This is a genomic window from Flavobacterium sp. ZT3R18, from assembly GCF_007097385.1.
Classification (GTDB): Bacteria; Bacteroidota; Bacteroidia; order Flavobacteriales; family Flavobacteriaceae; genus Flavobacterium.
Window position 1 is genome coordinate 1 of record NZ_VJZS01000034.1, and the last position, 25,109, is coordinate 25,109.

General features: G+C 34.9%; 24 protein-coding genes and 1 pseudogene. 19 read left to right on the forward strand and 6 right to left on the reverse strand.

Features of this window, described 5'->3' with window-relative positions; genetic code table 11:
• The first annotated feature begins 623 nt into the window (after positions 1 to 623).
• From FNW52_RS19875 to FNW52_RS19890, 4 genes are all read left to right on the forward strand, one after another.
• Positions 624 to 923, forward strand: coding sequence for a type II toxin-antitoxin system RelE/ParE family toxin (locus tag FNW52_RS19875; protein WP_143379214.1), 300 nt, complete (start codon positions 624 to 626; stop codon positions 921 to 923).
• A 3-nt stretch (positions 924 to 926) separates the two neighbouring features.
• The gene (locus FNW52_RS19880; RefSeq protein ID WP_143379215.1) at positions 927 to 1,211 is read left to right on the forward strand and encodes an addiction module antidote protein; all 285 of its coding nucleotides are present in this window, start codon (positions 927 to 929) and stop codon (positions 1,209 to 1,211) included.
• A 551-nt stretch (positions 1,212 to 1,762) separates the two neighbouring features.
• Positions 1,763 to 2,110, forward strand: a complete 348-nt coding sequence (locus FNW52_RS19885; protein WP_143379216.1) for a type II toxin-antitoxin system RelE/ParE family toxin — start codon at positions 1,763 to 1,765, stop codon at positions 2,108 to 2,110.
• Positions 2,100 to 2,399: a helix-turn-helix domain-containing protein gene (locus tag FNW52_RS19890; RefSeq protein WP_185966049.1), complete on the forward strand. Its 300-nt coding sequence runs from the start codon at positions 2,100 to 2,102 to the stop codon at positions 2,397 to 2,399. Before FNW52_RS19885 ends, FNW52_RS19890 begins: the two co-directional genes overlap by 11 nt.
• A gap of 58 nt (positions 2,400 to 2,457) precedes the next feature.
• Here FNW52_RS19890 and FNW52_RS19895 read toward each other — a convergent pair.
• Positions 2,458 to 2,881, reverse strand: a pseudogene (locus FNW52_RS19895) (group II intron maturase-specific domain-containing protein); the annotation flags it as partial.
• Between the two features lie 385 nt (positions 2,882 to 3,266).
• Between FNW52_RS19895 and FNW52_RS19900 the strand changes: the two are divergent.
• From FNW52_RS19900 to FNW52_RS19910, 3 genes are all read left to right on the forward strand, one after another.
• Complete coding sequence (locus FNW52_RS19900; protein WP_143379218.1) at positions 3,267 to 4,076, forward strand: AraC family transcriptional regulator; 810 nt, start codon at positions 3,267 to 3,269, stop codon at positions 4,074 to 4,076.
• An 81-nt stretch (positions 4,077 to 4,157) separates the two neighbouring features.
• Positions 4,158 to 5,801, forward strand: a complete 1,644-nt coding sequence (locus FNW52_RS19905; protein ID WP_143379219.1) for a serine hydrolase — start codon at positions 4,158 to 4,160, stop codon at positions 5,799 to 5,801.
• 511 nt (positions 5,802 to 6,312) lie between these two features.
• Positions 6,313 to 6,732, forward strand: a complete 420-nt coding sequence (locus FNW52_RS19910) for a GNAT family N-acetyltransferase (RefSeq protein WP_255515671.1) — start codon at positions 6,313 to 6,315, stop codon at positions 6,730 to 6,732.
• A 67-nt stretch (positions 6,733 to 6,799) separates the two neighbouring features.
• Here the strand turns inward: FNW52_RS19910 and FNW52_RS19915 are convergent, their stop codons facing one another.
• A complete protein-coding gene (locus tag FNW52_RS19915; protein ID WP_143379221.1) occupies positions 6,800 to 7,351 on the reverse strand; it encodes a DUF4494 domain-containing protein in 552 nt (183 codons plus the stop codon).
• 371 nt (positions 7,352 to 7,722) lie between these two features.
• Between FNW52_RS19915 and FNW52_RS19920 the strand changes: the two genes are divergently transcribed.
• The 3 genes from FNW52_RS19920 (at position 7,723) to FNW52_RS19930 (ending at position 9,281) form a co-directional block, all read left to right on the forward strand.
• Entirely contained in the window at positions 7,723 to 8,157 is a 435-nt protein-coding gene (locus tag FNW52_RS19920) for a thioesterase family protein (protein ID WP_143379222.1), read from the forward strand.
• Between the two features lie 22 nt (positions 8,158 to 8,179).
• Positions 8,180 to 8,569 (forward strand): DUF1398 domain-containing protein, encoded by a 390-nt coding sequence (locus FNW52_RS19925; protein ID WP_143379223.1) that lies wholly within the window; start codon positions 8,180 to 8,182, stop codon positions 8,567 to 8,569.
• A 292-nt stretch (positions 8,570 to 8,861) separates the two neighbouring features.
• Entirely contained in the window at positions 8,862 to 9,281 is a 420-nt protein-coding gene (locus FNW52_RS19930; protein WP_143379224.1) for a hypothetical protein, read from the forward strand.
• Positions 9,282 to 9,422: 141 nt separating this feature from the next.
• Here FNW52_RS19930 and katG read toward each other — a convergent pair whose 3' ends face one another.
• A complete protein-coding gene (gene katG / locus FNW52_RS19935) occupies positions 9,423 to 11,663 on the reverse strand; it encodes a catalase/peroxidase HPI (RefSeq protein ID WP_143379225.1) in 2,241 nt (746 codons plus the stop codon).
• A gap of 503 nt (positions 11,664 to 12,166) precedes the next feature.
• Between katG and FNW52_RS19940 the strand changes: the two genes are divergently transcribed.
• The 6 genes from FNW52_RS19940 (at position 12,167) to FNW52_RS19965 (ending at position 17,023) form a co-directional block, all read left to right on the forward strand.
• Complete coding sequence (locus FNW52_RS19940; RefSeq protein ID WP_143379226.1) at positions 12,167 to 12,646, forward strand: hypothetical protein; 480 nt, start codon at positions 12,167 to 12,169, stop codon at positions 12,644 to 12,646.
• Positions 12,647 to 12,650: 4 nt separating this feature from the next.
• Positions 12,651 to 14,054: a M64 family metallopeptidase gene (locus tag FNW52_RS19945; RefSeq protein WP_143379227.1), complete on the forward strand. Its 1,404-nt coding sequence runs from the start codon at positions 12,651 to 12,653 to the stop codon at positions 14,052 to 14,054.
• Positions 14,055 to 14,271: 217 nt separating this feature from the next.
• Positions 14,272 to 14,859, forward strand: coding sequence for a DUF4202 domain-containing protein (locus tag FNW52_RS19950; RefSeq protein WP_143379228.1), 588 nt, complete (start codon positions 14,272 to 14,274; stop codon positions 14,857 to 14,859).
• A 566-nt stretch (positions 14,860 to 15,425) separates the two neighbouring features.
• The gene (locus FNW52_RS19955; RefSeq protein ID WP_143379229.1) at positions 15,426 to 15,731 is read left to right on the forward strand and encodes a hypothetical protein; all 306 of its coding nucleotides are present in this window, start codon (positions 15,426 to 15,428) and stop codon (positions 15,729 to 15,731) included.
• A 191-nt stretch (positions 15,732 to 15,922) separates the two neighbouring features.
• Complete coding sequence (locus FNW52_RS19960; RefSeq protein ID WP_143379230.1) at positions 15,923 to 16,414, forward strand: SRPBCC domain-containing protein; 492 nt, start codon at positions 15,923 to 15,925, stop codon at positions 16,412 to 16,414.
• A gap of 168 nt (positions 16,415 to 16,582) precedes the next feature.
• Positions 16,583 to 17,023: a hypothetical protein gene (locus FNW52_RS19965; protein ID WP_143379231.1), complete on the forward strand. Its 441-nt coding sequence runs from the start codon at positions 16,583 to 16,585 to the stop codon at positions 17,021 to 17,023.
• Positions 17,024 to 17,475: 452 nt separating this feature from the next.
• Here FNW52_RS19965 and FNW52_RS19970 read toward each other — a convergent pair whose 3' ends face one another.
• From FNW52_RS19970 to rocD, 3 genes are all read right to left on the reverse strand, one after another.
• Complete coding sequence (locus tag FNW52_RS19970) at positions 17,476 to 18,789, reverse strand: M28 family metallopeptidase (RefSeq protein WP_143379232.1); 1,314 nt, start codon at positions 18,787 to 18,789, stop codon at positions 17,476 to 17,478.
• A gap of 276 nt (positions 18,790 to 19,065) precedes the next feature.
• Positions 19,066 to 20,049, reverse strand: coding sequence for an arginase (rocF, locus tag FNW52_RS19975; protein WP_255515669.1), 984 nt, complete (start codon positions 20,047 to 20,049; stop codon positions 19,066 to 19,068).
• The gene (rocD, locus tag FNW52_RS19980; protein ID WP_143379233.1) at positions 20,036 to 21,286 is read right to left on the reverse strand and encodes an ornithine--oxo-acid transaminase; all 1,251 of its coding nucleotides are present in this window, start codon (positions 21,284 to 21,286) and stop codon (positions 20,036 to 20,038) included. Before rocD ends, rocF begins: the two co-directional genes overlap by 14 nt.
• Positions 21,287 to 21,526: 240 nt before the next feature.
• On the opposite strand from rocD, the gene FNW52_RS19985 reads away from it, so the two are divergent.
• The 3 genes from FNW52_RS19985 (at position 21,527) to FNW52_RS19995 (ending at position 24,303) form a co-directional block, all read left to right on the forward strand.
• Positions 21,527 to 21,979 carry an Lrp/AsnC family transcriptional regulator gene (locus tag FNW52_RS19985; protein ID WP_116763922.1) on the forward strand — a complete coding sequence of 151 codons (453 nt, stop codon included), beginning with the start codon at positions 21,527 to 21,529 and terminating at the stop codon, positions 21,977 to 21,979.
• Between the two features lie 242 nt (positions 21,980 to 22,221).
• A complete protein-coding gene (locus tag FNW52_RS19990; protein ID WP_143379234.1) occupies positions 22,222 to 23,280 on the forward strand; it encodes a DUF3667 domain-containing protein in 1,059 nt (352 codons plus the stop codon).
• 6 nt (positions 23,281 to 23,286) lie between these two features.
• Positions 23,287 to 24,303, forward strand: a complete 1,017-nt coding sequence (locus FNW52_RS19995; protein WP_143379235.1) for a M28 family peptidase — start codon at positions 23,287 to 23,289, stop codon at positions 24,301 to 24,303.
• Positions 24,304 to 25,109 lie beyond the last annotated feature (806 nt).

Sequence of the window (25,109 nt, forward strand, 5' to 3'; positions counted from 1 at the left end):
TCCTTCCTTGTTTGTGAGTCCTATACCTTTCTGTTGGTAACTCGTTACCCCAAGTACTATGACTTCTGCTGACTTCTTCACTTAACCACTCGTGGTTGTGAAGACCTCCCTCGGTAAGCACTTCCTCTTTCCGTCTATCCCCGACGCATCTACTAACTAAACCTGTTGTCTCTAGGCTTTGTATTGGTGTGTATACTTACCCAGTTTAGCTAGCCTCTTATGCGCTTTGTGTTCCTCGGTACAGACTTTTGCCGTTGGGCTTCCTTCACTGCATGGATTACTCCAAACCAGCTTGCCACGTGCTAATCGGCTCAATATAAAATCAACAACTTGCCGATAAGGGACTTGCACCCTCTAGATAAATTCCTTACGTTTGTAGGAATGGAAGCGCATGCAAGGCACACACAGCCACTACAACGGATTTGGGCATTTGGCTTAATGGGAAAATCGGTTTGTATTTGGGATATTTTGGCAAATCCGAATAATGTGCTTAATTTAGTCCCAAACCCGCTGTAGTAGCGGGACGTTGTGCGTCATTTTGCCCAGACATAACGTTTAAAACTGAATTTGCAAGATTAAATTATTTTTTATAACTTTGTATCCAAACGAATACAACCTAAAGAATGTACTTTATTGAAAAGACGACGGAATTTGATAAGTGGTTTAAGAAACTGAATGACTTTAGAGCAAAAGCAAAAATTTTGTTCCGACTTCAAAAGTTAGAAAAGGACGAACACTTTGGAGATTGCGAACCTGTTGGAGATGGAATTAGAGAACTAAAAATCAACTACGCAAAAGGTTACAGAGTTTATTTCAAAGAAATTGATGGGAAAGTTATTATTCTACTTATTGGAGGAGATAAATCTACTCAACAAAAAGACATTGAAAAAGCAAAAGAAATTTGGAAAAAATTAAAAAAATAGAAAATGGAAACGTCAAAATTTGATATTGCAGATTATTTGGACAGCAACGAAATGATTGCTGAATATCTAAATACAGTTTTGGAAGAAGGCAATGATGCTGAAATTGTTACTGCAATTGGACATATTGCAAAAGCAATTGGTATGACCAAAATTGCAGAAGAAACTGGAATGAGCAGACCAAGTTTGTACAAAGCATTGTCGGAAGGATCCAAACCACAATTTTCAACGATAATGAAAGTTTTGAAAGCAGTTGGAGGACAAATACATATAAATCCATTAACCGCATAAAAAAACGAACGCACAATCGAGTAGACGGCTCCGCCAGAAACTGACGGAGTGCGCCTCTCACACCTCCGTACGTACGGGTCTCGTATACGGCGGTTCGCAAAGTATTGGTGTGTATACTTACCCAGTTTAGCTAGCCTCTTATGCGCTTTGTGTTCCTCGGTACAGACTTTTGCCGTTGGGCTTCCTTCACTGCATGGATTACTCCAAACCAGCTTGCCTCGTGCTAATCGGCTCAATATAAAATCAACAACTTGCCGATAAGGGACTTGCACCCTCTAGATAAATTCCTTACGTTTGTAGGAATGGAAGCGCATGCAAGGCACACACACTTGCTCACAAGAGATTTGGGCAATTGGCTTAATTTGAAAATGGTTTTGTATTTGAAAAATTAGTAAATAACCGAAATATAAGGCTTGTTATCCCCACCATCGCAAGAGCGCGGGAACGTTATGGGCTATGGCACTACATCACATTGAAAATCAACCTTAAACAAAAAGAGAAAAAAATCAAATAAATGTTGTACTTTTGTGCAACATTTGTGATTTTAAGGCGTGGGAGAAAAATTAAAAACCAGAACAATAGCATTTTACAAGGATTACTTTGAAGAATTCTTTGTGAAGCAAAGGGAAAAAGTAAGAGCCAAAATAATTTGGACTTTTGACTTGATAGAAGAAATCGACAAAGTTCCTGAAACCTATCTTAAACATATCGAAGATACGGACGGACTTTACGAAATTAGAATCCAACAATCGAGTGATATTTTTAGAATATTTTGCTTTTTTGACAAAGGAAAAATTGTGGTCTTAGCAAACGGTTTTCAAAAGAAAACGCAAAAGACACCAAAAAAAGAAATTGAAAAGGCACTTAAAATAATGGAGGAATATAAAAATGAAAAATAACAACATAAAAACGCTATCAGAGTTTAAGGACAAACACTATGGCAAAGTAGGAACCGCAGAACGTGACCAATTAGATGCGGGTTACCAACAGTTTAAACTTGGTGTTTTAATACACGAAGCACGACTTGAAAAAGGAATGACACAAGAACAACTCGCCATTAAATGCGGTACTACAAAGTCTTATATTTCAAGAATCGAAAACAATGTAAAGGAAGTTCGTTTATCTACATTGCAGAAAATTGTTGAGCTTGGATTGGGTGGACATTTGGAACTTTCAATAAAACTTTAAAAAGCCACAGCCCATAATCGAGTAGACGGCTCCGCCAGAAACTGACGGAGTGCGCCTCTCACACCACCGTACGTACGGGTCTCGTATACGGCGGTTCGCAAAGTGATGGGTTGAGTTCCATGTAAATTTCCAACATAGACTGATAGCCTTTCTTCTTGAGCCGCTGTAGGGTAATTGTAGTGTTTAGAATCGGACTTTGGGCTATGCGCCAGCCTCCTTTTCTTGTCCTGCTCCAAGCATAGGCGTGATCTTTGTCAACACCTAGTCGCATAAGGTTTTTCCTGTTGCGTTCGGGTTTCTTCCAGTCCGTCCAGATGCAGTATCGCAGTCGATTGCGCAACCATCCGTCAATATCTAGCAACTTTCTTTGAATACTCGTCCCCCGAAAATAGTTTAACCATCCTCGTTGGATTTGCTTCGCCTGTTCGCCTTTCAGGCTCGGGTCGTTGATTTTTACGGATGCGTTCCTCGAAACTTTTGGGTACAGTCAACTTCGAGAGGATTTCTATTATATTATGACCAAGAAAACCATTAAAAGAGATGTAGCCGATGTAGGCTTGATTTTAACAGCTTACAACCTGCGAAGATAATTGAACTTAATTGATCCAAATGAGTTAAAACAGTATCTAAAAATACTGACCTTACTTTTTCGACTATAAAAAACCTTTTTAAGCCTTTCTTAAGCCTTTTGCGGTGCTTATATTTTGGCAACAACCAAAATACCTTTTTACAAAAAGTCCTTTTATTGTAGTTTAAATCTACTATATTTACGCGCTTATCAACGAAAATAAATGTTAATAGAGGTTTTTAGACGGACTGACGTTGTGTGCTATTTTCGAGGACTAAAATGCTAATCCAGACCAAATAATGAAACAATCACTAAAAGGAGAATTTTACGGACAAACGAATAAAACTATTAATTTAGAAGGAATTACTTTGACCGATACGATTTACACACACGATAAAGTAGATTGGCATTATCACGAAAACGCATATTTTACTTTTATCCTTCAAGGAAACTTAATTGAAGGTAACAAAAAAGAAATTTATAATTGTTCTGCTGGTAGTTTATTATTTCATAATTGGCAAGACCCACATTACAACATTAAACCCGAAGGATTTACAAGAGGTTTCCACATTGAAATAGAAAAAGATTGGTTTGATAATTTAGATTTTGATACAACGGAATTACAAGGAAGCATCAATATATCGAATTCCGATTTGAAGTTTTTAATGTATAAAATTTTTAGAGAAACAAAAGTTGATGACAACCAATCACAACTTTCAATTCAAATACTATTGCTAGAAACTTTAGCAAAAATGTTACGAAATAATCGAACTAAATCTAATAAAAAACCTACTTGGGTTAGTGAAATAAATATGATATTGAATGACCAATTTTCAGATAATCTTTCTTTAGATTATTTGTCAAAAACTTTAAACATTCATCCTGTTCACTTATCAAGAGATTTTTCAAAATATTTTAATTCTAGTTTTGGCGAATACATTAGAAAATTAAAAATAGAAAAATCTTTACAGTTAATTTCTCAAAAAAAGTTAGATTTGACAGAAATTGCATTTGTTTGTGGCTTTTCTGATCAAAGTCATTTTACACGTTGTTTCAAAGAAATTAATGGAATAAATCCCTCAGAATATAGAAAAATCCTTTTTAGTTAATTTTCTTCAAATGTTAATCTTATTCTATTTTTAAATTAATTTTAGTCATAGGTTTGCAGTAGGATTTTTAAACTAAATATTATGAAAAAGAATATAATCATTATCACTGTCAATCTATTTTGGCTAATTACTTTTAGTCAAACAAGTGGTTTTGTAAAAAGTGACAGCATTGCTTATCCAATTCACAGAGCAAACATTGGAAAAATTGCCTTTATGGGACAAATTGTACCAATAGAAAATTTTAAAGAAACGAATTTTTTAGAATCTTTCGAACCCAAAGAAAAAACTGATTTTAATATCCGAGTGTTTTTAGGAAACTCTTTAACAAATTACCTTCATTTGCTTTCTCCAAAACTAACCGCAGAGGAACTTACAAAAAACGGAAATTATCAATTTACATTTATAGTTGACGACAAAAAAATTTATGTTGAGAATCTCAACGTTGGGGCAGGAAGCTCTGAAAGTAAAAATCAGAAAACAATTTTAAGAGTTCCTTTAATAAGTTCAACAAATGAAGACTCTTGGGGTAGATTTCTTTGGAATAGGTTTTTTTCCAATGGCGGACAAGAAGCATTTACAAGTGGTAACCACATATTAAAAATAGAAGTTAGACCATATCTAAAATTGACCGTAGTAATTTCTGGAGATGTAATTGCCGAAGGACAAATAAAAATTAATGTTCCCGAAATTAAAATTAATGAAAAAATGGTTCGTTTTCAATCAATAAAAACAATAAAAGACTGGCAGGTTTCAACAGATAAACTTGATAAATCTAAAATTGAAGAGTTAAACAGAAAAATAGCCAACCAAACATACAAAAATATTACAAGTATTGTTGTAATCAAAGATGACAAATTATTAATTGAAGAATATTTTAATGGAGCTAAAAGAAATACACTTCACGACCCTAGGTCGGTTGGCAAATCTTTTGCTTCAACTATTTTGGGAATTGCCATCAAAGAAGGTTACATAAAAAGTGAAACGCAAACACTAAAAGAGTTTTACGATCTAAAATCTTTTCAAAACTATTCTACATCAAAAGATAGTATTACTTTAAAAAGTTTGCTGACAATGAGTTCAAATCTTGAAGGTTCCGATATGAATTCTGAATCAATTGGTAACGAAGAAAATATGTATCCTACAAAAAATTGGGTTGACTTTACATTAAACCTTCCTATTGACAAAACAAAAGTAGTAGGCAAGCAGTGGGATTACTTTACAGCTGGCTGTATAGTTATAGGCGACATAATTCATAAATCTGTACCAAATGGTTTAGAGAAATATGCCGACAAAAATTTATTCAAACCACTTGGAATTACTAATTACAAATGGGAATTTACACCTCAAAAAGTAGCTAATACAGCAGGTGGCATTCAATTGCGTTCGTTGGATTTTGCTAAATTTGGGCAATTATACAAAAATAAAGGTGCTTGGAATGGTAAACAAATTCTTTCGCAAGAATGGATAGCCAAAAGTTTATCACACCAAATGGCAATATCAGAAAACGAGTATTATGGTTATCTATTTTGGAATAAAACATACAAAGTAAATGGCGTAGATTATGAAGTTTACTATTCAAGTGGCAATGGTGGTAATAAAATTTTTATTTTTAAAGATCAGCCTATTGTAATTGTAATTACTTCTACGGCATATAATACAGCATACGGACACAAACAAGTTGAACAGATTATGCAGGAATATTTAATACCAGCAATAACGGAATGAAAGGAAAAACGGTATATAACAGCAAGTGTTCAACAGCAAGTGTTCAATATTGAGCCAATAGAAACCGAAATCAAAATGATTTTGTTCCCGCTCTCCGAAGTATTCGACCCGATTCACCAAGTAATCAACACAAATCCAGTATCAAAAAACACAAAATAATGACCTCTCTAATATTTTAAAACTATCTTGATTTTTGACAGATCTAAAAAAACATTCATAGAAAAAATCGGAAGACTTTTTTTAATTTTACATTTTTAGGAACATTAAAAAAAGTAATAAAACTCTGCTATCCTTATCATACAAAGCTACTACGTTTAGAGAGTATAAGTATTTTTACAGGTATTACAAATTGGAATTATATCTCTAAAAAACGACAATTAAATGAAATTAAACCTATTAGAATATTTTAATCAAGAAACCGAAAGACTAACTTTTCGAGTACTAACAAAAAAATGATATTGAAAGTTGGAAAATTTTTTTTGAAGAAAATGACAGACTTCATTTTTTAGGCATCGATTTATCTAAAACTAAAGACGAACTTGCAGAAGGCTGGATAAACAAACAATTGCAACGATACCAGATGCAAGGTCTAGGACATTTGGCAGTAATTGAAAAAGATAGTGGTGAATTTATTGGAATGGGAGGTATTTTACCCCGAGAAATAGAAGGGAAAATAGTCTTTGAAATCTCATATTCTCTCAAACCTAGGTTTTGGAAAAAAGGGTATGGAACTGAAATAGCAAAACAAATGAAGATTTTTGGCAATGAAAACAAAATAGCAAATCAATTTATCTCTATTATTGACAAAAACAATTTGGATTCTATAAATGTTGCCAAGAAAAACAATATGAAAATTTTATACGAAACGGAATATTTAGGAATGAATGTATTTATTTTCGGAACAGAAACAATCCAAAAAAACACTTTATAATTAATAAATCAAAAAAAAGAGGGCTAAAAAGCCCTCTTGTCATTACTCAGTGTAGTAGTCTTTTTAATTAAATACTTTCCTCTAGATATGCTGGGTCAAATTCCATAGTATCCTCTACCTCAGATAATACCGGTTTAGAAGTTTTCAGTGCATTGAACTTTTCTAGTTGTTCAGTTTCTCCTTCTTCTCCACTAAAATAAGGAAAAACATCCAAAATAGGAGATTCCGAAATAGCAGGGATAGCATATTCTCCCATGGTATTTTTCATTATATGAATGGTGTTATCATAAGCTTCTTTTACGTCATTGGCTTGCACTAATAGGTACATATTCGATTTTCGCTCTTTTCCGCTTTCCTCGTCAAAAGCCAATAAAGAAACTTTTGATTTAAACCAACGGTCCGCATTTTCGAAAGGATGTATCTCTGCATAATTAGCCACTTTTATGTTCGTGATTTTAAATTCTTCACTAATATAGGCAGACATCTCTTCATTAATTCTGGATTCTGCTTCCGTATAGGATAAAGCATCTACCAAATAAGGTTCTGTCGTAATCTTTTGCCCTCCAGTTTCATCTGTTTTTCTATATTTTACTTTGCATTCATACCAAATTGTACTCATCTCTCTTTTTTTTTAAGGATGTCAAAGATAGATTTTAAAGGAAAATAAATCCACAATTCACAAAATAGATATTCACAATTTCGGATCGATGGTAGCTAAAAACAAAAGACTTTTCGACTTTGCTCCCTAGTGGTAGAAAATCATTGTATTTATGGCAGCTAAATAGTAACATACCTTGTTAATAGAAACCATTTTATTGTAGCTTAAATCTACTATATTTACTTTCTAATTAGCAAAAATAATTCACACTAAACGACTCTTCAGCCTCACATTACGCATAACCCATGGCAAAACATTATTCACCAATCAAATCATCTGAAAATCCTCGCTATCTTTGCCAACAAAAAAAAACATACCTAAATTAAATCCCTATGGCTACATTTAGCAAAGAACTGTCCTTTCGTTGGTCTGATTTAGATCCCAATTTTCACTTACGCCACAGCGCCTATTATGATTTTGGTGCACAACACCGTGTTGAAATCTTAGCACAATTAGGATTAACCTTACGAGTTATGCAAAAGGAGCATATTGGCCCTATATTGTTTAGAGAGGAGTGTGTTTTTAGAAAAGAAATCAATCTCTCTGACGTAATTACCATGCAAACCAAAATGGCAAAAATGAAAGCCGATGCTTCCCGCTGGTCTATTGTTCATGAATTTTATAGAGAAGATCTATTGTGTGCTGTTATTACTGTAGATGGCGCGTGGATGGATACCAAACTCCGTAAACTAGCCTCTCCTACTCCGCAAATTGTTGCTGATGCATTAAGTGTTTTTCCAAAAACAGCCAATTTTATGGCGCTGTAATTAATCCAAATCCTATCGAATTATGTTCACAATTGCTCAAATAAAAGAAGCGCATTCTAGAGTTAAATCTGGAGCTGACTTCCCTACTTACATTCAAGATTTAATTGCATTAGGCGTAAAAGGCTATGATACCTTTGTTAACGATGGCCATGTAGAATATTTTGGTACTGATAATTTCCGAGCGGCAGCAACTGAGACTTATGACAGCATCACTATTGCTTCAGCTCCCAACAAAGAACGATTTATTGAATTTCTGGTTATGCACCAAGACGGTCAAACAGATTACCTTACTTTTTGCAATCATGCCGCACAATGTGGAATTGCTAGATGGAGTGTTAGCATTATAGAGATGACCTGTACTTATTTTGATCAATCAGGTTCCGCCATTTTAATCGAAAAAATTCCGAGTTAGGACAAGCTCTTAGGTTTAACTCAACTCGCAAAACTGTATTTATGAATTAATACCATTGGCCGATAATTATATTAATTAATGATATAATATGCTTTCGCAAAAGACATACAGATGTCTCGACTTTATTACTTTTATTAATTCCAAAAATGAAGAAGTTGAATTTACCAAAATGCCCAGTATATAAGAGAAAAATCCCGTTACAAAAAATTATGTAACTAAAATCAATAATTCTGTAAGCCTTTTTTAAAGTGCTGCTTCTATTTTTGTATCAAACATTTTAAAGATATAAAACATGAAAAATCGAAGTATTGTATTCGCCTTAGCTCTAAGCATCGGATTATTTGTCACATCTTGCCGTAACGACGACAATGAGGGAGAAACATTAGCCCCTTTAATTGGGAAATGGAATCTTAGCCAAGTAGGTACTACTATTAATGGTCAAGAACAATTGATGGATGCCCCACAAAATCAAAACGGCTGTGATAAAGATTATATTAATCTAAAAATTGACAATACAATAACAGAAGGAGATTATGATTCGACTGTTAGTCCATGCTCACTTGATATTGATGCGGGAATTTATTCAAGATCCCATAATAATCTAACTACAGTAATTGATGGAGCCACCAAGATCCAAGACATTGTTAATCTCACGCTTAAAGAATTGAAATTAAAAGATTCTTTTGGTATCATCACGGTATATACAAGATAAAAACTAATTATTCAGTATCGTTAAATCTTTCGGCATTGGGTAAAAAAAACGGGAACAACTTTTAAAAAGTTATTCCCGTTTTTTTTTAAAGATAAACCGTTATCAATTCAGCTTTTAATACCATTAAATACAACTCTGTAATTAAGCCAAATCGAAGCGATCCAGATTCATTACTTTGTTCCAAACGGCAACAAAATCCTTAACGAATTGCTCTTGAGAATCCTCACACCCATACACCTCAGCGAGTGCCCGAAGCTCTGAGTTCGAACCGAAGATGAGATCAACACGAGTACCCGTCCATTTCAATGTGCCTGTCTTACGATCATGACCTTCAAACACCGCTTGTGAATCCGAAGAGGCTTTCCAAGTTGTATCCAAATCGAGAAGGTTCACAAAGAAGTCATTTGTCAATACCCCTGGACGACTAGTGAATACTCCATTTTTAGACTGATCAAAATTTACATTAAGAACACGCAAACCGCCAACGAGTGCAGTCATTTCTGGCGCAGTGAGCGTCAACAGTTGTGCCTTGTCTACCAGCATTTCCTCTGCCGACACCGTATATTGGGTCTTCAAGTAATTACGGAATCCATCTGCTTCAGGTTCAAGAACGGCGAAAGATTCTACATCCGTTTGTTCTTGTGAAGCATCCGCTCTTCCCGCTGTGAAGGGAACGCTCAGATTATGCCCCGCTTGCTGAGCTGCTTTTTCAATTCCTGCACCACCGGCCAGAACAATCAAGTCTGCTAGTGACACTTGTTTTCCGCCAGACTGAGTACTATTGAATGCTGCTTGAATACCCTCGAGAGTCGCTAACACTTTCGACAGTTGAGCTGGATTATTGGCTTCCCAACCCTTTTGTGGGGCAAGACGAATGCGTGCACCATTGGCACCACCGCGTTTATCAGACCCACGAAACGTTGATGCCGATCCCCAAGCTGTGGATACCAATTGAGATACTGACAATCCTGAATCCAATATTTTAGTCTTCAACGCAGCAATGTCGCTATCGTCAATTAGTTGATGCGTTACAGTTGGTATAGGGTCTTGCCAAATGAGTTCTTCCTTAGGCACCTCTGGCCCAAGATAACGTGCGATTGGTCCCATATCCCGGTGTGTCAACTTGAACCATGCACGAGCGAATGCATCTGCAAGTGCAGCAGGATTTTCATGGAAACGTCTTGAAATGGGTTCGTAAATAGGATCTACTCTCAAGGCGAGATCAGCGGTAAGCATAGTTGGAGCGTGACTCTTAGACGGATTGTGAGCATCGGGCACTGTACCCGCTCCTGCTCCACCTTTTGGCTTCCATTGATGCGCACCGGCTGGGCTTTTCGCTAGTTCCCATTCGAATCCAAACAAATTTTCGAAATAATTATTACTCCACTTATTAGGCGTAGTAGTCCAAGCTCCTTCAAGACCGCTACTAATCGTATCTTCTCCATGTCCGCTCCCAAAGGTGTTTTTCCAACCAAGTCCTTGTTCCTCGATACCCGCAGCTGCTGGTTCTGGGCCAACGTACTTACTTGGGTCGGCTGCACCATGGGTTTTCCCAAAAGTGTGTCCACCAGCAACCAATGCAACAGTTTCTTCGTCATTCATAGCCATACGAGCAAAAGTCTCCCGAATGTCACGGGCAGAAGCAAGAGGATCAGGATTACCGTTAGGCCCTTCTGGATTCACATAAATCAGCCCCATCTGAACAGCAGCTAGAGGATTTTCTAATTCGCGGTCTCCCACATAACGTTTATCGTCCAACCACTTCCCTTCAGACCCCCAATAAATGTCTTCATTGGGTTCCCAAACATCTTCACGTCCTCCAGCGAAACCAAAGGTCTCAAAGCCCATTGACTCCAAAGCACAGTTTCCGGCAAGGATCATCAGATCCGCCCATGAGATTTTCTTTCCGTATTTTTTTTTGATAGGCCATAGCAGCAAACGAGCCTTGTCGAGATTCACATTGTCTGGCCAACTATTGAGTGGTGCAAATCGCTGGGTACCCGCGCCCGCGCCTCCACGCCCGTCCGCAATGCGATACGTACCTGCACTGTGCCACGCCATACGAATGAAGAATGGACCATAGTGACCGTAATCAGCCGGCCACCAGTCTTGGGAGGTAGTCATTAGATCAAAGATGTCTTTTTTCAAAGCATTCAGATCGAGGCTTTTGAAGGCCTCACCATAATTAAACGCCTCCCCCATCGGATTAGACAACGAAGAGTGTTGACGAAGGATATTTAATTTCAACTGATTCGGCCACCAGTCATTGTTTCTAGTGCCAGAGCCAGCACTTTGTTTTGCACTACCTTCTGAAAACGGGCATTTACTTTCTCCGTTACCATTGGCAGCTGCCGATGTGTTCTGATTTTCGTTATTTTCCATAATTCGATGATTTTTAAAAACTTACCTACGAATTTAGCAAAATATTACTTATCTAAATTATTTTTTCAATAGATAAAAACTATAGTGTGTTATCCGATTTAACAAGCCTACACATAATTAAAAAGGATAATCACAAAAAGATCAGAGTATTAAACAGCAACACAGACAAAATAGCTGTTCCTTTATATCATGCAAATTTTCAGGAGCTATTTCCTGCTGTCCACTGTATCTTTTTTGTCTCGAAAAAAAAACGAGACAAAAAAGGATGCCGTTTCCATCAGGGCTAGGGCATTCATTTTCATAAAAACAGTAATTTTCAAAAACAAACTAACAAAGTTCCACTTCCGAAAAACCAAGACTTTAATTGAATTGTTATTTTTATTTGTATTTTCGTTTACAAAAAAAATACTTTACTCCAAGTTCTATAACCGTCCAAAGAAGAAACACTAACAGTAATAAAAAACGATGCAGAGAAGAAACCTTATTGAAACAAAAAAACACTAATGAAGAATATAAAGAAAATTGCAGTTTCCCTTTTATTTCCGATTCTAATAATGAGTTGTGGCGTCTCGAATCATAACAATTCTAATTTAGAAACTGAGACCAAAGAACCTGAACCAAATCAAAGTTTGTTTTTTGTATTCAATATTCACAAAGACAATAACAATTCAACAAACATAGTCGAATTAGTAAGTAAAAATGAAATTATAGGAAAAATAAAAACAGAAAGCACCAATAGAAGTCCAAACTATTTGACACTCTATTTGTATTCAGGCAAACAACTTATTGACACTGTAGCTATGGATCATCCTTTATACAAGCACTACGAATACATGAGTCAGGACGGTACATTTTCGTATAAAGACACCATAATAAACAATGCTGATTTTGTTATTAGAACGCAAAAGAACATTAATGAAATAAAAATATTTGAAACTTTAAAAAACCAACCCAAAAAACAATTAACCAAGAAAAGCTTTTAAAATCATGAAGAAAAAAATTACAACACTACTTTTAATATTCTTGACAATAAACATTGCAAACGCTCAGAAATTTGATGTGGAAACTTTAAAATTCAGTGGAAACAATGACAAATATCTAAACATTTTAGTGCTGGGAGATGGATATACAGCTGCAGAACAAACTAAATTCATCTCTGATTCCAAAAAAGTAATCGATTATCTTTTCTCGCAAGCACCTTGGAAAAATTACACCAACTATTTTAATGCTTATGCCATCAAAGTAATTTCGACCCAATCTGGTGTAAATCATCCCAAAACAGCAAGTGATTGTGGCTCAAAACCTTCCTACACCAACAATCCCTATTTTGGATCTACCTTTGATGTTGCAGGCATACACCGCTTAATTGTGCCCAGTAACTCCACTCTGATACACAATGTCGTCAATGCCAATTTTACATCCCAATATGCTCAAGTACTTATTGTTGCTAACACTTCCGACTACGGTGGTTCTGGAGGCGAATTTGCTACATCAACAACTGAAGTAAACAGCCCTGAAGTAGTTGCGCACGAAATGGGTCATTCCTTTGCTGCACTTGCAGACGAATATTTTGCCGGCGATGACTATTTTGATGAAAAAACCAATATGACAAAAACCTCAGATCCCACATTGATTAAGTGGAAAAACTGGGTAGGCATTAATGCTGTAGGAGTTAATAAATATGGAAATACGGGCCTATCTGCTTCATGGTATAAACCGCATACCAATTGCAAAATGCAACTATTAGGGCCTGTATATTGTTCTGTTTGCACACAAGGAATTATTGAAACCATACACCGTAAAGTAAATCCCATTGTGAGCTACACTCCAACAAATGGGGCAACCATCGCCTCGGCAAACCAGTATTTAGATTTCAATCTCACAGAACTCATGAAACCTGTTACCAATACATTAAATATAAAATGGAAGCTTGACAACATAATCATTGGTGACAATGTAGATTTTGTCAAAATAGACCAAAATACATTGTCAAATGGCACACATAATTTAGTGGTTACAATTACAGATGACTCCAATTTATTGAAAGTAGACAATCATGCAAGTACTCATTTGAGCACCGTAACTTGGACAATCAATAAATCAAATTTAGGAGTTAAACTCGACAGTTTTGAAAACAAAATATCCTATTCGATGTATCCAAATCCAACGACCAATTCATTCAAAATTGAATTTGAGTTGGATAAACAAAGTGAAGTATCAATTGACCTATACTCAATTGATGGCAAAAAAATTCGCAGAATAGAAAACAAAACAATCGACAGCGGGAAGTATTCTAACAGTATCAATATAGAGGATCTATCCGCAGGAAGTTATTTGCTTACATTCAAAATTGACCACTCAAAATTTTCGAAAATAATCATCAAACAATAGGAACGGGAAGCTTGTGTTCAATGTCATTTAGTTAAGGATTCGTCAGCTCGAAACGCCTTAACTTAATGACATTGAGCTTGCGTTAGCTCGCGCTGTAATTCCTCAAAATTTGGAATTACAGCTTTTTATTACTTCTTTCTAATAAAAACAGAACGAGATGCAGTATTCGTTGGGTTTTTTGAATATTGTATGTATCTTTGAATATACACACTCTCAAATGAAAACAATACCATTTCTAAACGCCAGTGCATGGATTGATTCCGAAAACGAAGCCGATCCAAACATCGAAATAGACCAAGAAGTAACCTACCCGAAGGAATTACTATATTCCGACAGAATGTATGAAAGGCTTATGGACTACAATCCAAATGCTTCCGAAGCGGTTCAAATAGCAGCCAAGGCACAACACATTTGCCGTTGGAAAATCGCCAGAGAATCCTACCCAATGGATCGTGTGGGTTATCTAAAATGGAGGGAAGATTTAAAGAAATTCCACGCCAAAACAACCGCCGAAATATTAGAAAAAGCAGGATACGACGAAGCATTTATCGCCCGAGTTTCTTTCCTAATCGAAAAAAAATTACTCAAAAAAGATGAAGAGACACAATTACTAGAAGATGTGATTTGTCTAGTATTTTTAGAACATTACCTTGATCCTTTTGTACACAAACACGACAGGGAGAAAATGAAAAACATCATTCAAAAAACATGGACTAAAATGTCGGACAAAGGACATCAAGAAGCGTTAAAGATCAATTTCAGTGATGAGAATCTTCAATTGATAAAAGAAGCTCTTGGGTTGTAAATTGTATTAAAATAATCATTTTTAAATCCTCAAAATCTGCGTCCAATTTATTTTATTGTACGCAGATTTTTCATTTTTAGCAGATACTAATACCTAATACAATATAGTCCACCTTGTTTATCCTCAGCCCCTCCCGAAAGGAGCGGGGAGCGATTGTGTTATATTATATTATGATTGTCCGTATTGATACCTGAAGGATGTTTTTTTGACACAGATTTCACAAATTTCCACAAATTGAATACTCTGTTATATTGAAAATCTGTGCTAATCTGTGGAATCTGTGTCAGTTTTTTTTGTTAGGTATGATTACGTACAAGCATTTATTATATTTATGTTTGGTATAAATTTTAAAATCAGTACCCCGACTGTTTTAAACTACATAAAACCTTTACGTACAATATTTTAAATAAAAAACTAAAAACTATTTACAACCAAAAACTGTAATTAAAAAACGTTTTATCCCTAACTTTGTAGTACACATTTCTATTTTTAATTCCAATGTAATTTCCAAATAACACCTTTAAATTTCGTTTTTAATTTATTGTCTAATCAAAATTTAAAAAGCTATGTTTATCGTACGAGAAATATTCAATTTACAATTTGGTCGCTATAAAGAAGCCAAAGCACTCACTGACGAAGCCATCAGTAATGGGATTTTAACGTTGCCTACGGGTGGGCGAATCCTTACTGACTTTACGGGCGAAGGTTATCGTCTTATTATAGAGTCCCCTTATCCTACTTTGGGCGATTTTGAAATGGATTTGACCAAAGAGTTAAATGCCGAAATCTGGAAAATATGGTATGAAAAATTTAAACCTTTGGTTAAGTCTTCCGAAAGGGAAATTCTGAAACAAATTCTTCCTATTTCCTAAACTTCACAGCATACAAACTTGAGTCGGACTTTTAGTTTATACCATTTAAGCCTAGAATTTACTGCAATAAATTCTAAACTTAAATAGTATTAACAGATAAAATCTGTTAATACTAAAAAGTACCGACTTCAACTTTTTTTAACCCATTATTGTTTCATTCGTTTAAAAATCAAAAAAAAAAAAAAAAAAACATGAACCACCTTCCAATTAAAATAGATAAGGATTATACTAATAGGCAAATCTCAATTATCAGTGAATTCAACGCACCAAAAGATAAAATTTGGAATGCCTTTACCAATCCCGAAATTACCGATAAATGGTGGGCACCCAAGCCTTACCAAGCCATTACGAAAAAAGCAAATTTTAAAGACGGAGGACAATGGCTCTATTACATGCTCTCTCCAGAAGGCGAGAAACATTGGTGTTTTGCCGAATTTAAAAACATTCGACCGATGGAATCCTACGAAGCTTCTGATGCCTTTTGTGATGAGAACGGAAAGGTAAATACCGACTTTCCGAGAATGAATTGGACAAATAGCTTTCATGAAGAAAATGGAATAACCAAAGTAACCAACGAAATTATATTCTCACAAGAAGAAGACATGAAACAAATTCTTGAAATGGGTTTTGAAGAGGGATATTCTGCGGGGTTAAATCAATTGAACGACTTATTGAATCAATAAATATGAAATCGCCATGATTCCAAAATACAATTAAAAATCATCGAATACCAAAATAAATAGTATCAATGAGATAAATAGGAATGAAGAATAGCGATACCTCCCGTCTCGATAGCTATCGGGAGCTATCGGGAGCTATCGGGACCAATAAAAAGCAAATATTATCTTCACATGAAAACACTAGTATTTAAAATAAACATCAACGCTTCTCCCGATACCGTTTGGCAATCTTTATGGCAACTTGAAAACTACAAAATTTGGACGAATCCATTTTGTACCGGTAGCTACTACAAAACAGACAGCTTTACCGAAGGCAACAAAATCCATTTACTAACGCCTAGCGGAGAGGGAATGTACAGTATTTTAGACCGTATTGAAGAAAACCGCTTTTTGGCTTTCAAACATTTGGGGGACATCAAAAACTTTGAAGAAATACCCATGACAGCCGAAACTGAAAGTTGGTCGGGAGCAATGGAAACCTATACATTAAACAAAAGCAATAATGGAACCGAACTAACTGTAAATGTAGAAGCATTGGAAAAATACATCGGTTTTATGAACACTACTTTTCCATTGGCTTTGAATGAATTAAAACGAATTTCAGAAAATTAATCATACAAAAAAGCGAACACGCCCCAACACTCGGGATCACAAATTAGCACAAATTATAAGTATAAATAAGTCCAAACATTTTAGCCGTTTTTTTAAACTTTTAAGAAATATTAGTTCATTAATCCCGATAACTCAATGGTATTGAGCTAAAAATCATATTGACCTCGGAGATGCCAAATGTTTATAGAAACAATCTTCGATTTCCACAACGACCCCGGCGGGGTCTTATGTTTTCAAACATAATACAACCCCGATGGGGTTGCTGGGGTGTGGTATTTTTGTTTCTATAAACATTGAAATCCCCTGAATTTCTCTTAAACTTAATAACATTGGCATACAGTAATCGAGAGAACTATTTTTAATTCATAAACACTACTATTTATTAAAATCAAAAAGCCCTGAATCTCTCAAATTCAGGGCTTTTTGATTTTAGTTTCAAATTGGTTTTCCAATTATCTCAACTGAGTAGTATCTACTCTTGTTGGAGCATCTTTTCCGCTTATAATACTAGACGAACTTAGTGCAATAGCCTTAATTATTTCGGTCATATTATCAATATCCAACGTTTCTATTTCATCATCTGCAGTATGATAATTAGGTTCACTATCCATTTTTGAAGTAGAAATAGTATGTGCAGGAACTCCCAGTTTGGCTAGAGTAGCATTGTCTGATCTATAAAACAATTGCTGTTCTGGATACGGATCTGGATAAAATTTGAAAGCGGTTCCCTCTAAATTTTTTTGCAATATGGCTCCCATATTCGTTTTTTCATATCCTGTAATATAGGCTGAGTTCTTTCCCCATTTAGATTCGGTTCCAATCATCTCCAAATTAAACATGGCAATCACTTTAGCAGGAACCATTTGTTTAGAAAAATATTTAGCTCCATAACCTCCTAATTCTTCGGCTACAAATGTGGTAAAAATGATGGTGCGTTCATTATTGTTTAGCTTTTTAAAATAATTAGCCAACATAATCACTGCGGTAGTTCCGGCCGCATCATCATTGGCTCCATTATAAATAGAATCGGTTGCATTATGTGGCATTCCTTCTTCTGGAGACCCAACACCTAAATGATCATAATGACCAGAAAAAATCACATACTCATCGGGTTTGCTTTTTCCTGGCAATACCCCAACCACATTATTCAACGCTTTTTTTGAAATTTTATTTTTAAGATCTATCGAAAAAGTAGTGGCATCAGAAACGCCAAAAACAAACAACAAGACCGTATTCTCTTTTGGATCTGCTGTAATTCTGTCAATATGCTTAATATCTGCTAAAACAGCATTAAAAGAGGCGTCAACCAAGACCAATACACTTTTTGTACCATTGTAATATTCATTAAACTTTTGACCTATATTATCCCCTTTGTTAATTTTAACAACCGAAATATCGTTTTTCTCCGTTAAGGAAACTTGGGATTGGTAAGAGAATGCAACAACTTTAGCGTTGTCAATTTCTTTGCCATCTATAACAATTTTTGAAGAAACGGCTTTTGATTCGGTCATAAAAAACTCCTGTCTGAAATTGGGAGTTCCATTATACGTTTGCAACCCTATTCTCTTAAATTCAGATTCAATAAAGGCCGATGCTTTATCTATCGCTGGAGTAAAGGTTCTTCTACCTTGCATATCGTCAGCAGCAAGTATTTTTTCTATTCGAGTCACTTCTTTTGGAGTAATAATTTTATCCATTGATTGTCCTTCAACGGCGCAACTAAATCCTAAACTTAAGGCAAAAAAACCTAAAACACTTTTCTTCATATTTTTTTCTATTAAAACTATATTTATTAGTATGACAAAAATTATCACGTTTTGTTACACTTTAAACACAAGTATTATTTTTTATTACTATCCGTCACTTGCTCCATTTCTGAGAATAAATCTATTGTCGAATGCTTTCACAAACTTTATCCTTTCTGTACTCATGATAAAGTTATGGACAGTCATTTTATTTTTTTAAGTTTTATTCATTTAAATATTTATAAAAAAAAGCCCGAAACCAAGTTGATTTCGGGCTATCCTTATTGTTTAAAAAAACTATTCAATAGGCAAAATAAGCGTAGAAGTAATTGCCTCCAAAACTTGGAAAGCAGTCTCGGCCATCTTATTCCCTTTGGTATCCAAAAGAGGGTTTACCTCTACAAATTCAATACAAACCACTTTTTTGGACATGATAATTTGATTGATAATGTCTATAATTTCGTACTGATCAAATCCTCTTGGAACCGGAGTACCTGTACCATAAGAAATCAAATCGCAATCCATTGAATCTACATCAAAAGAAATATACAGTACATCACAATGTGCCAAATTTATTAAAGCTTCAGCAACACAGGTTTCTAAACCTCGATAACGCACTTCATCAACTTTATAATTCTTGATATGCAATTTTTCTATTTGCTTATCCTCTGCTTTCTCTGTATCACGAACACCAAAATACACCAAATCATTAGCCGAAATTTTTGGTCCCGGATACCCAATATTTTTCATTGCTTCCCAATGCTGCTCCGTTTCTGTCGCTACTTCATTGATTTGGTAATCTAAATTATCATCCCCTAGAACTCCTGCCAATGGCATACCATGAATATTCCCCGAAGGTGATGTGTATGGTGAATGTATATCGGCATGGGCATCAATCCAAATAACACCAATAGTTTGGTCTGGATGAGCCGCTTTTATTCCGCTAATAGTTCCCAAAGCCGAAGAATGATCCCCAGACAAAACAATCGGAAAAAAATTGGCTTCCAAATTTTTCTTTACAGAATGAGAAACTCTAGTACATTGTTCTACAACATGTTCTATTCTTTTAGCAAAAGAGTTTCGATCTTTATCGTATATGGATTCGTTGTGCGTTTTTACATCCTCGAAATCATATTCGTTAAAGTAATCACTGTTCTGATTAATGGCTGCAATTTCTATCGCATCAATTCCCATATCAGAACCACGTGTACCTGCGCCAATATCAGATCTGTTCTTTATTAATTTTATCGCCCGTTCCATCATAATATTATTTGAAATCATTTAACGCTTTTTCAATAATAGTAAGACATTCTTGTATTTGAGCTTCGGTGATTACTAATGGTGGCGCCAAACGAATTTTGTTTCCGTGTGTTGGTTTTGCCAATAATCCATAATCTCTAAAACGCAAGCAAATATCCCATGCCAAATCCGAATCTTCTCCACAGTTGATAACAATGGCATTCAACAACCCTTTTCCACGTACCAGTGTAATTAATGGATTTCTTTCGGAAATTTCATTAAGTCCTTTTCTCAAAAGAATTCCAAGACGTTCTGCATTTTCAGCTAAATTTTCTTCGCGTACCACTTCAAGAGCTGCAATAGCAACCGCTGCTGCAACAGGATTTCCACCAAAAGTAGAGCCATGTTGTCCTGGTTTGATGACATTCATAATTTCATCATTGGCCAAAACTGCCGAAATAGGATAAACACCACCAGAGATTGCTTTTCCTAAAATAAGAATATCCGGTTGCACATTTTCGTGGTGTACCGCCAATAACTTTCCTGTTCTTGCAATTCCTGTTTGCACTTCATCGGCTATAAATAACGCATTGTGTTGCTCACAAAGTGCTTTGGCTTTCGCCAAATAGCCTTCGGTAGGAACATAAACTCCTGCTTCACCTTGGATAGGTTCTACCAAAAATCCTGCTATATTTTTTGTTGATTTTAATACACTTTCTAAAGCCTCGATATCATCATAAGGAATTTTGATAAATCCTGCTGTGAATGGACCAAAACTTTTACGTGCCGTTTCATCATTAGAGAATGAAATAATAGTAGTCGTTCTTCCGTGAAAATTGTTTTCGCAAACAATAATTTGTGCTTGATCTTCTGGAATTCCTTTTACCTCATACGCCCATTTTCTACACAATTTCAAAGCGGTTTCTACGGCTTCTGCACCAGTATTCATGGGTAACACTTTGTCAAAACCAAAATACTTGGTTACATATTCCTCATAAACACCCAATTGGTCGTTATAAAACGCACGTGAAGTCAATGTCAATGTTTGCGCTTGTTTTACCATAGCGCCAACAATTTTTGGATGACAATGCCCTTGATTTACGGCTGAGTATGCCGACAGGAAATCAAAATATTTTTTCCCGTCTACATCCCAAACATATACCCCTTCTCCCCTATCTAATACAACAGGTAGCGGGTGGTAATTATGGGCTCCGTATTTGTTTTCTTTTTCAATTAAAACTTCTGATTTTGAAGAAAGTTTTTCTGTTGTATGTGTCATAATTAGATAATTTTAAATATTTACTAAGCAAAAGTAATGAAAATTATTATTCAAAAGCATAAAAAAGCATTTTTTGACTTAAATTTAACCATTTTTCAATACAATTACTTTAATAAAACTTAAAAAAAAGTAATTATTGAAATTTTATTATTTGATTTTATGAATCTATTTAAACATAAATAAAAAACAATTACTTTTATAACTTCAAAAAAAGTGATTTTAACTTAAATAGACCTAAAAATGGAAATATTAGATGAATTCGACATTAATATAATCAAGGAGTTAGAAAAAGACGGAAGAATGGCCTTTTCTGCAATTGCGAGTAATCTTAAGATATCCAATACAATGGTGCACCAACGCATCAATCGCTTAATCGAACAAGGAATTATAACCGGAATCAAGCCTACTCTAAATGAAAAAAAAATCGGCTATGACTGGGGTGCTTTTACTGGAATTACTCTAAAAAAAGACCACGACTCGGAAAGAGTGATCGAAGCTTTAAAAAATATCCCTGAAATTACGGAATGTTATTTCATTACAGGTCAGTACACCCTTTATATAAAAATGATTGCAAAAGACCATGAGCACATGAGAAAACTACTTTATGAGCAAATTGACAACATTCCCGGAATTGCCAAAACCGATTCGCTAATCGAATTGGGGTGTGCTTTTAAGCGGAATGTGAGTTTATAAAACACATTGTTTTATTTTATTTTCTGGAATACAAAAAAAACAACAAAAACCAACAACCAACTCGCATTCAATTACATACAACTATATTTAAAGTTATTTATTATTTTGAACACACCATTCCTTTTTTATGATAAAAAATAATTTTAAACAAAGTGTAACTTGTATTTAGTTTTACAACTAATACCCTAAGAATTGTAAATAAAAATGTTGTTCATTACAGTTCTTTCATTTAAAAAAATTCTATGTCAAAACATTCTATCCGAGAAGAAAAAACTTGCCTAAATTGCCACCACACTGTAGACCAAACATTCTGTCCCAATTGTGGTCAAGAAAACATTGAAACCCGAAAAACGTTTCATCATTTATTCCTTCATTTTTTTGAAGATTTAACTCATTATGAGAATGCCTTTTGGCGCACAATAAGAAATCTATTATTCAAACCAGCAGCTTTAACAAAAGAATATCTATCGGGAAAGCGATTATCCTATTTGGCGCCTGTTCGATTGTATATTTTTGTTAGTTTTATTACTTTTTTATTCATCGCTTTTTTTCCGAGTAACGACAATGAACATACGGAAAAAGCAGCTCCAAGCGAAGAAAAATTTACCGAAAAAGAAATACCAACTCAGAAAGAAATCGAAATTAAAGCATTTTTGAATTCGCATTCTTTATCCTTAAAAGACAAAGAAACTATTGAAGATATTCTAAATAAATCAGACAAAGATTACGAAGATTTTTCTATAGCTGATTACAAATCCATACAACAACTCGACTCAGTTCAAAAAAATAGTTCGGATGCAAAAAAGCTGTCTCCTTTGAAATATTCGATACTAAAAAAAATACACCAAATTAAAGAAAATAATACTATTGAAGAAATTAAAGAAAAATTCTCCGAATCCTTTCTTCATAATTTTCCAAAAGTATTATTGATATACATGCCTATTTTCGCCTTATTCCTTTGGTTATTTCAAGACAAAAAACGTTGGTATTATTTTGATCATGGAATATTCACCCTACATTATTTTTCCTTTCTATTATTAATCAACCTCTTAGTATTCATTCTTCAAGAAATCCTTTCGTTATTTAACACATTCCTTTTTGTTGATTTCGTTAGCAATACAATCTATTTTATAGCCTATGCCTGGATGTTTTATTACTTTTTCCCAGCACATCACCGTTTTTATGAAGAGTCAAGAAAGATCACTATTCTTAAAGGAATAGCACTATTCATTATTAACATGTTTTTCATTACAGTACTTCTTACTGCATTTTTTATTTATACATTCATTAATTTACATTAAATAAACATGAAAAAAATCCTATTCCTTTTAACACTAACCAGCGCCTTTTCTTGTTTCGCACAAATGAAAAGTGTTGATAACAATGAACCTACAGCGTTCATGAATACCATAACGGCAGATCAGCTAAAAACCAAACTCTATATCGTCGCTTCCGATGAAATGGAAGGTCGAGACACTGGATCAAAAGGCCAAAAAAAAGCAGGTAAATACCTTATTAGTCAATACAAAAAGAGTGGCATTTCTTTTCCAAAAGGAGCCAAAAACTACTACCAACCTATTCCGGCTGCCTACTTGAATACCAAACACAATGAGAACTTACCTGATTCTGAAAACATCTGGGCTTATATTGAAGGTTCTGAAAAGCCAAATGAAGTTCTAGTCATTTCGGCACACTACGACCATGTAGGCATAAAAAACGGTGCCGTTTATAATGGTGCCGACGACGATGGATCCGGTACTGTTGCTGTCCTGCAAATTGCCCAAGCTTTTCAAAAAGCCAAAGAAGCAGGTCATGGACCAAAACGTTCTATACTGTTCCTTCATGTAACGGGCGAAGAACATGGTTTACACGGTTCAAGATTCTATTCTGAAAACCCATTATTTCCAATCTCCAATACCATTGCCGACATTAATATTGACATGATAGGCCGTCGCGATGTAGAACATACCAATACGAATAATTATGTTTATGTTATTGGCGCCGATAGACTCTCTACCGATTTACACAACATCAGCGTTGCGCAGAACGAAAAATACACGCATTTAGACTTGGATTTCAAATTCAACGACCCGAAAGATCCAAATCACTTTTATGAGCGTTCTGATCACTATAATTTTGCAAAAAACGGCATTCCAGCTGTATTCCTTTTTAATGGTGTTCATGAAGATTATCATCAAAAATCAGATGAGCCAAACAAAATCGAATACGATGCTTTAGCCAAAAGAGCTCAACTAGCCTTTGTCATTGCATGGGAGTTATCCAACAGATCGGAGAGAATTGCAGTTGACAAACCGATTAAATAAGTGTTCAATCTCAGTATTTAACAAAAAGAGAGCTTTGATTTACTTCAAAGCTCTCTTTTTATTTAAGGTCTGTTGAAAAACTCAGCGACACTTTTATTTTTCGTTTTTATAAAAGACATAGTTCATTGGTCTGATTTTCGTTTAAAACACACCTACTTTCGTTTTACTCAATTTTCTGTACTATAAATTTTAAGAAACTCTTGTATGCTGACTATCTGATTGGAAACTGTTTTTATTTTCTCGGTAAACATCTCTAGTTGTTGATTATGAAGCGTTTGAATTACATACCACTGCTTCAACACTTTTCTTTTCAATAGATTTTTCTTGATATTGGTCTAGCAAAGTCTTGATATGATAAATATTTCTCTTTAAATATCGGAGTTGTTCCCCAACACCTTTTCGGATTATTTCACCTGTTTTGGTTTTTATTTACCATTTAAGGCTAGAATTTACCCTAATAAAATATTCTTTTTCCCTTTCTTATTCAAAATAAAAACAAACCGTAGCCTAGCCATGCTTTTTTTATATAAAGAAAAAAAGAATATTTTATTACAGTAAATTTTAAACTTGAATGATATAATACCTTGCACTTAGTTTCTCAAATACAACCATATCTAATTGAATTGAAAATTAATATGCGTTTTTAGCAGCTCCTAATTAGATTACTCTACTTTTTTTTTACTTTTTTTCACAGTACTTCCACAGAAACTACAGTTTTTTTTATAAAACAAAAAAACCCCGTTTCGTAAGAAACGGGGTTTTCAAAAGAAAGGCGACGACATACTCTCCCACATAACTGCAGTACC

Coding starts and splice junctions, on each gene's coding strand:
- FNW52_RS19875 (WP_143379214.1), top strand. CDS start 624: ATGTACTTTATTGAAAAGACGACGGAATTTGATAAGTGGTTTAAGAAA.
- FNW52_RS19880 (WP_143379215.1), top strand. CDS start 927: ATGGAAACGTCAAAATTTGATATTGCAGATTATTTGGACAGCAACGAA.
- FNW52_RS19890 (WP_185966049.1), top strand. CDS start 2,100: ATGAAAAATAACAACATAAAAACGCTATCAGAGTTTAAGGACAAACAC.
- FNW52_RS19900 (WP_143379218.1), top strand. CDS start 3,267: ATGAAACAATCACTAAAAGGAGAATTTTACGGACAAACGAATAAAACT.
- FNW52_RS19905 (WP_143379219.1), top strand. CDS start 4,158: ATGAAAAAGAATATAATCATTATCACTGTCAATCTATTTTGGCTAATT.
- FNW52_RS19915 (WP_143379221.1), bottom strand. CDS start 7,351: ATGAGTACAATTTGGTATGAATGCAAAGTAAAATATAGAAAAACAGAT.
- FNW52_RS19920 (WP_143379222.1), top strand. CDS start 7,723: ATGGCTACATTTAGCAAAGAACTGTCCTTTCGTTGGTCTGATTTAGAT.
- FNW52_RS19925 (WP_143379223.1), top strand. CDS start 8,180: ATGTTCACAATTGCTCAAATAAAAGAAGCGCATTCTAGAGTTAAATCT.
- FNW52_RS19930 (WP_143379224.1), top strand. CDS start 8,862: ATGAAAAATCGAAGTATTGTATTCGCCTTAGCTCTAAGCATCGGATTA.
- katG (WP_143379225.1), bottom strand. CDS start 11,663: ATGGAAAATAACGAAAATCAGAACACATCGGCAGCTGCCAATGGTAAC.
- FNW52_RS19940 (WP_143379226.1), top strand. CDS start 12,167: ATGAAGAATATAAAGAAAATTGCAGTTTCCCTTTTATTTCCGATTCTA.
- FNW52_RS19945 (WP_143379227.1), top strand. CDS start 12,651: ATGAAGAAAAAAATTACAACACTACTTTTAATATTCTTGACAATAAAC.
- FNW52_RS19950 (WP_143379228.1), top strand. CDS start 14,272: ATGAAAACAATACCATTTCTAAACGCCAGTGCATGGATTGATTCCGAA.
- FNW52_RS19955 (WP_143379229.1), top strand. CDS start 15,426: ATGTTTATCGTACGAGAAATATTCAATTTACAATTTGGTCGCTATAAA.
- FNW52_RS19960 (WP_143379230.1), top strand. CDS start 15,923: ATGAACCACCTTCCAATTAAAATAGATAAGGATTATACTAATAGGCAA.
- FNW52_RS19965 (WP_143379231.1), top strand. CDS start 16,583: ATGAAAACACTAGTATTTAAAATAAACATCAACGCTTCTCCCGATACC.
- FNW52_RS19970 (WP_143379232.1), bottom strand. CDS start 18,789: ATGAAGAAAAGTGTTTTAGGTTTTTTTGCCTTAAGTTTAGGATTTAGT.
- rocF (WP_255515669.1), bottom strand. CDS start 20,049: ATGATTTCAAATAATATTATGATGGAACGGGCGATAAAATTAATAAAG.
- rocD (WP_143379233.1), bottom strand. CDS start 21,286: ATGACACATACAACAGAAAAACTTTCTTCAAAATCAGAAGTTTTAATT.
- FNW52_RS19985 (WP_116763922.1), top strand. CDS start 21,527: ATGGAAATATTAGATGAATTCGACATTAATATAATCAAGGAGTTAGAA.
- FNW52_RS19990 (WP_143379234.1), top strand. CDS start 22,222: ATGTCAAAACATTCTATCCGAGAAGAAAAAACTTGCCTAAATTGCCAC.
- FNW52_RS19995 (WP_143379235.1), top strand. CDS start 23,287: ATGAAAAAAATCCTATTCCTTTTAACACTAACCAGCGCCTTTTCTTGT.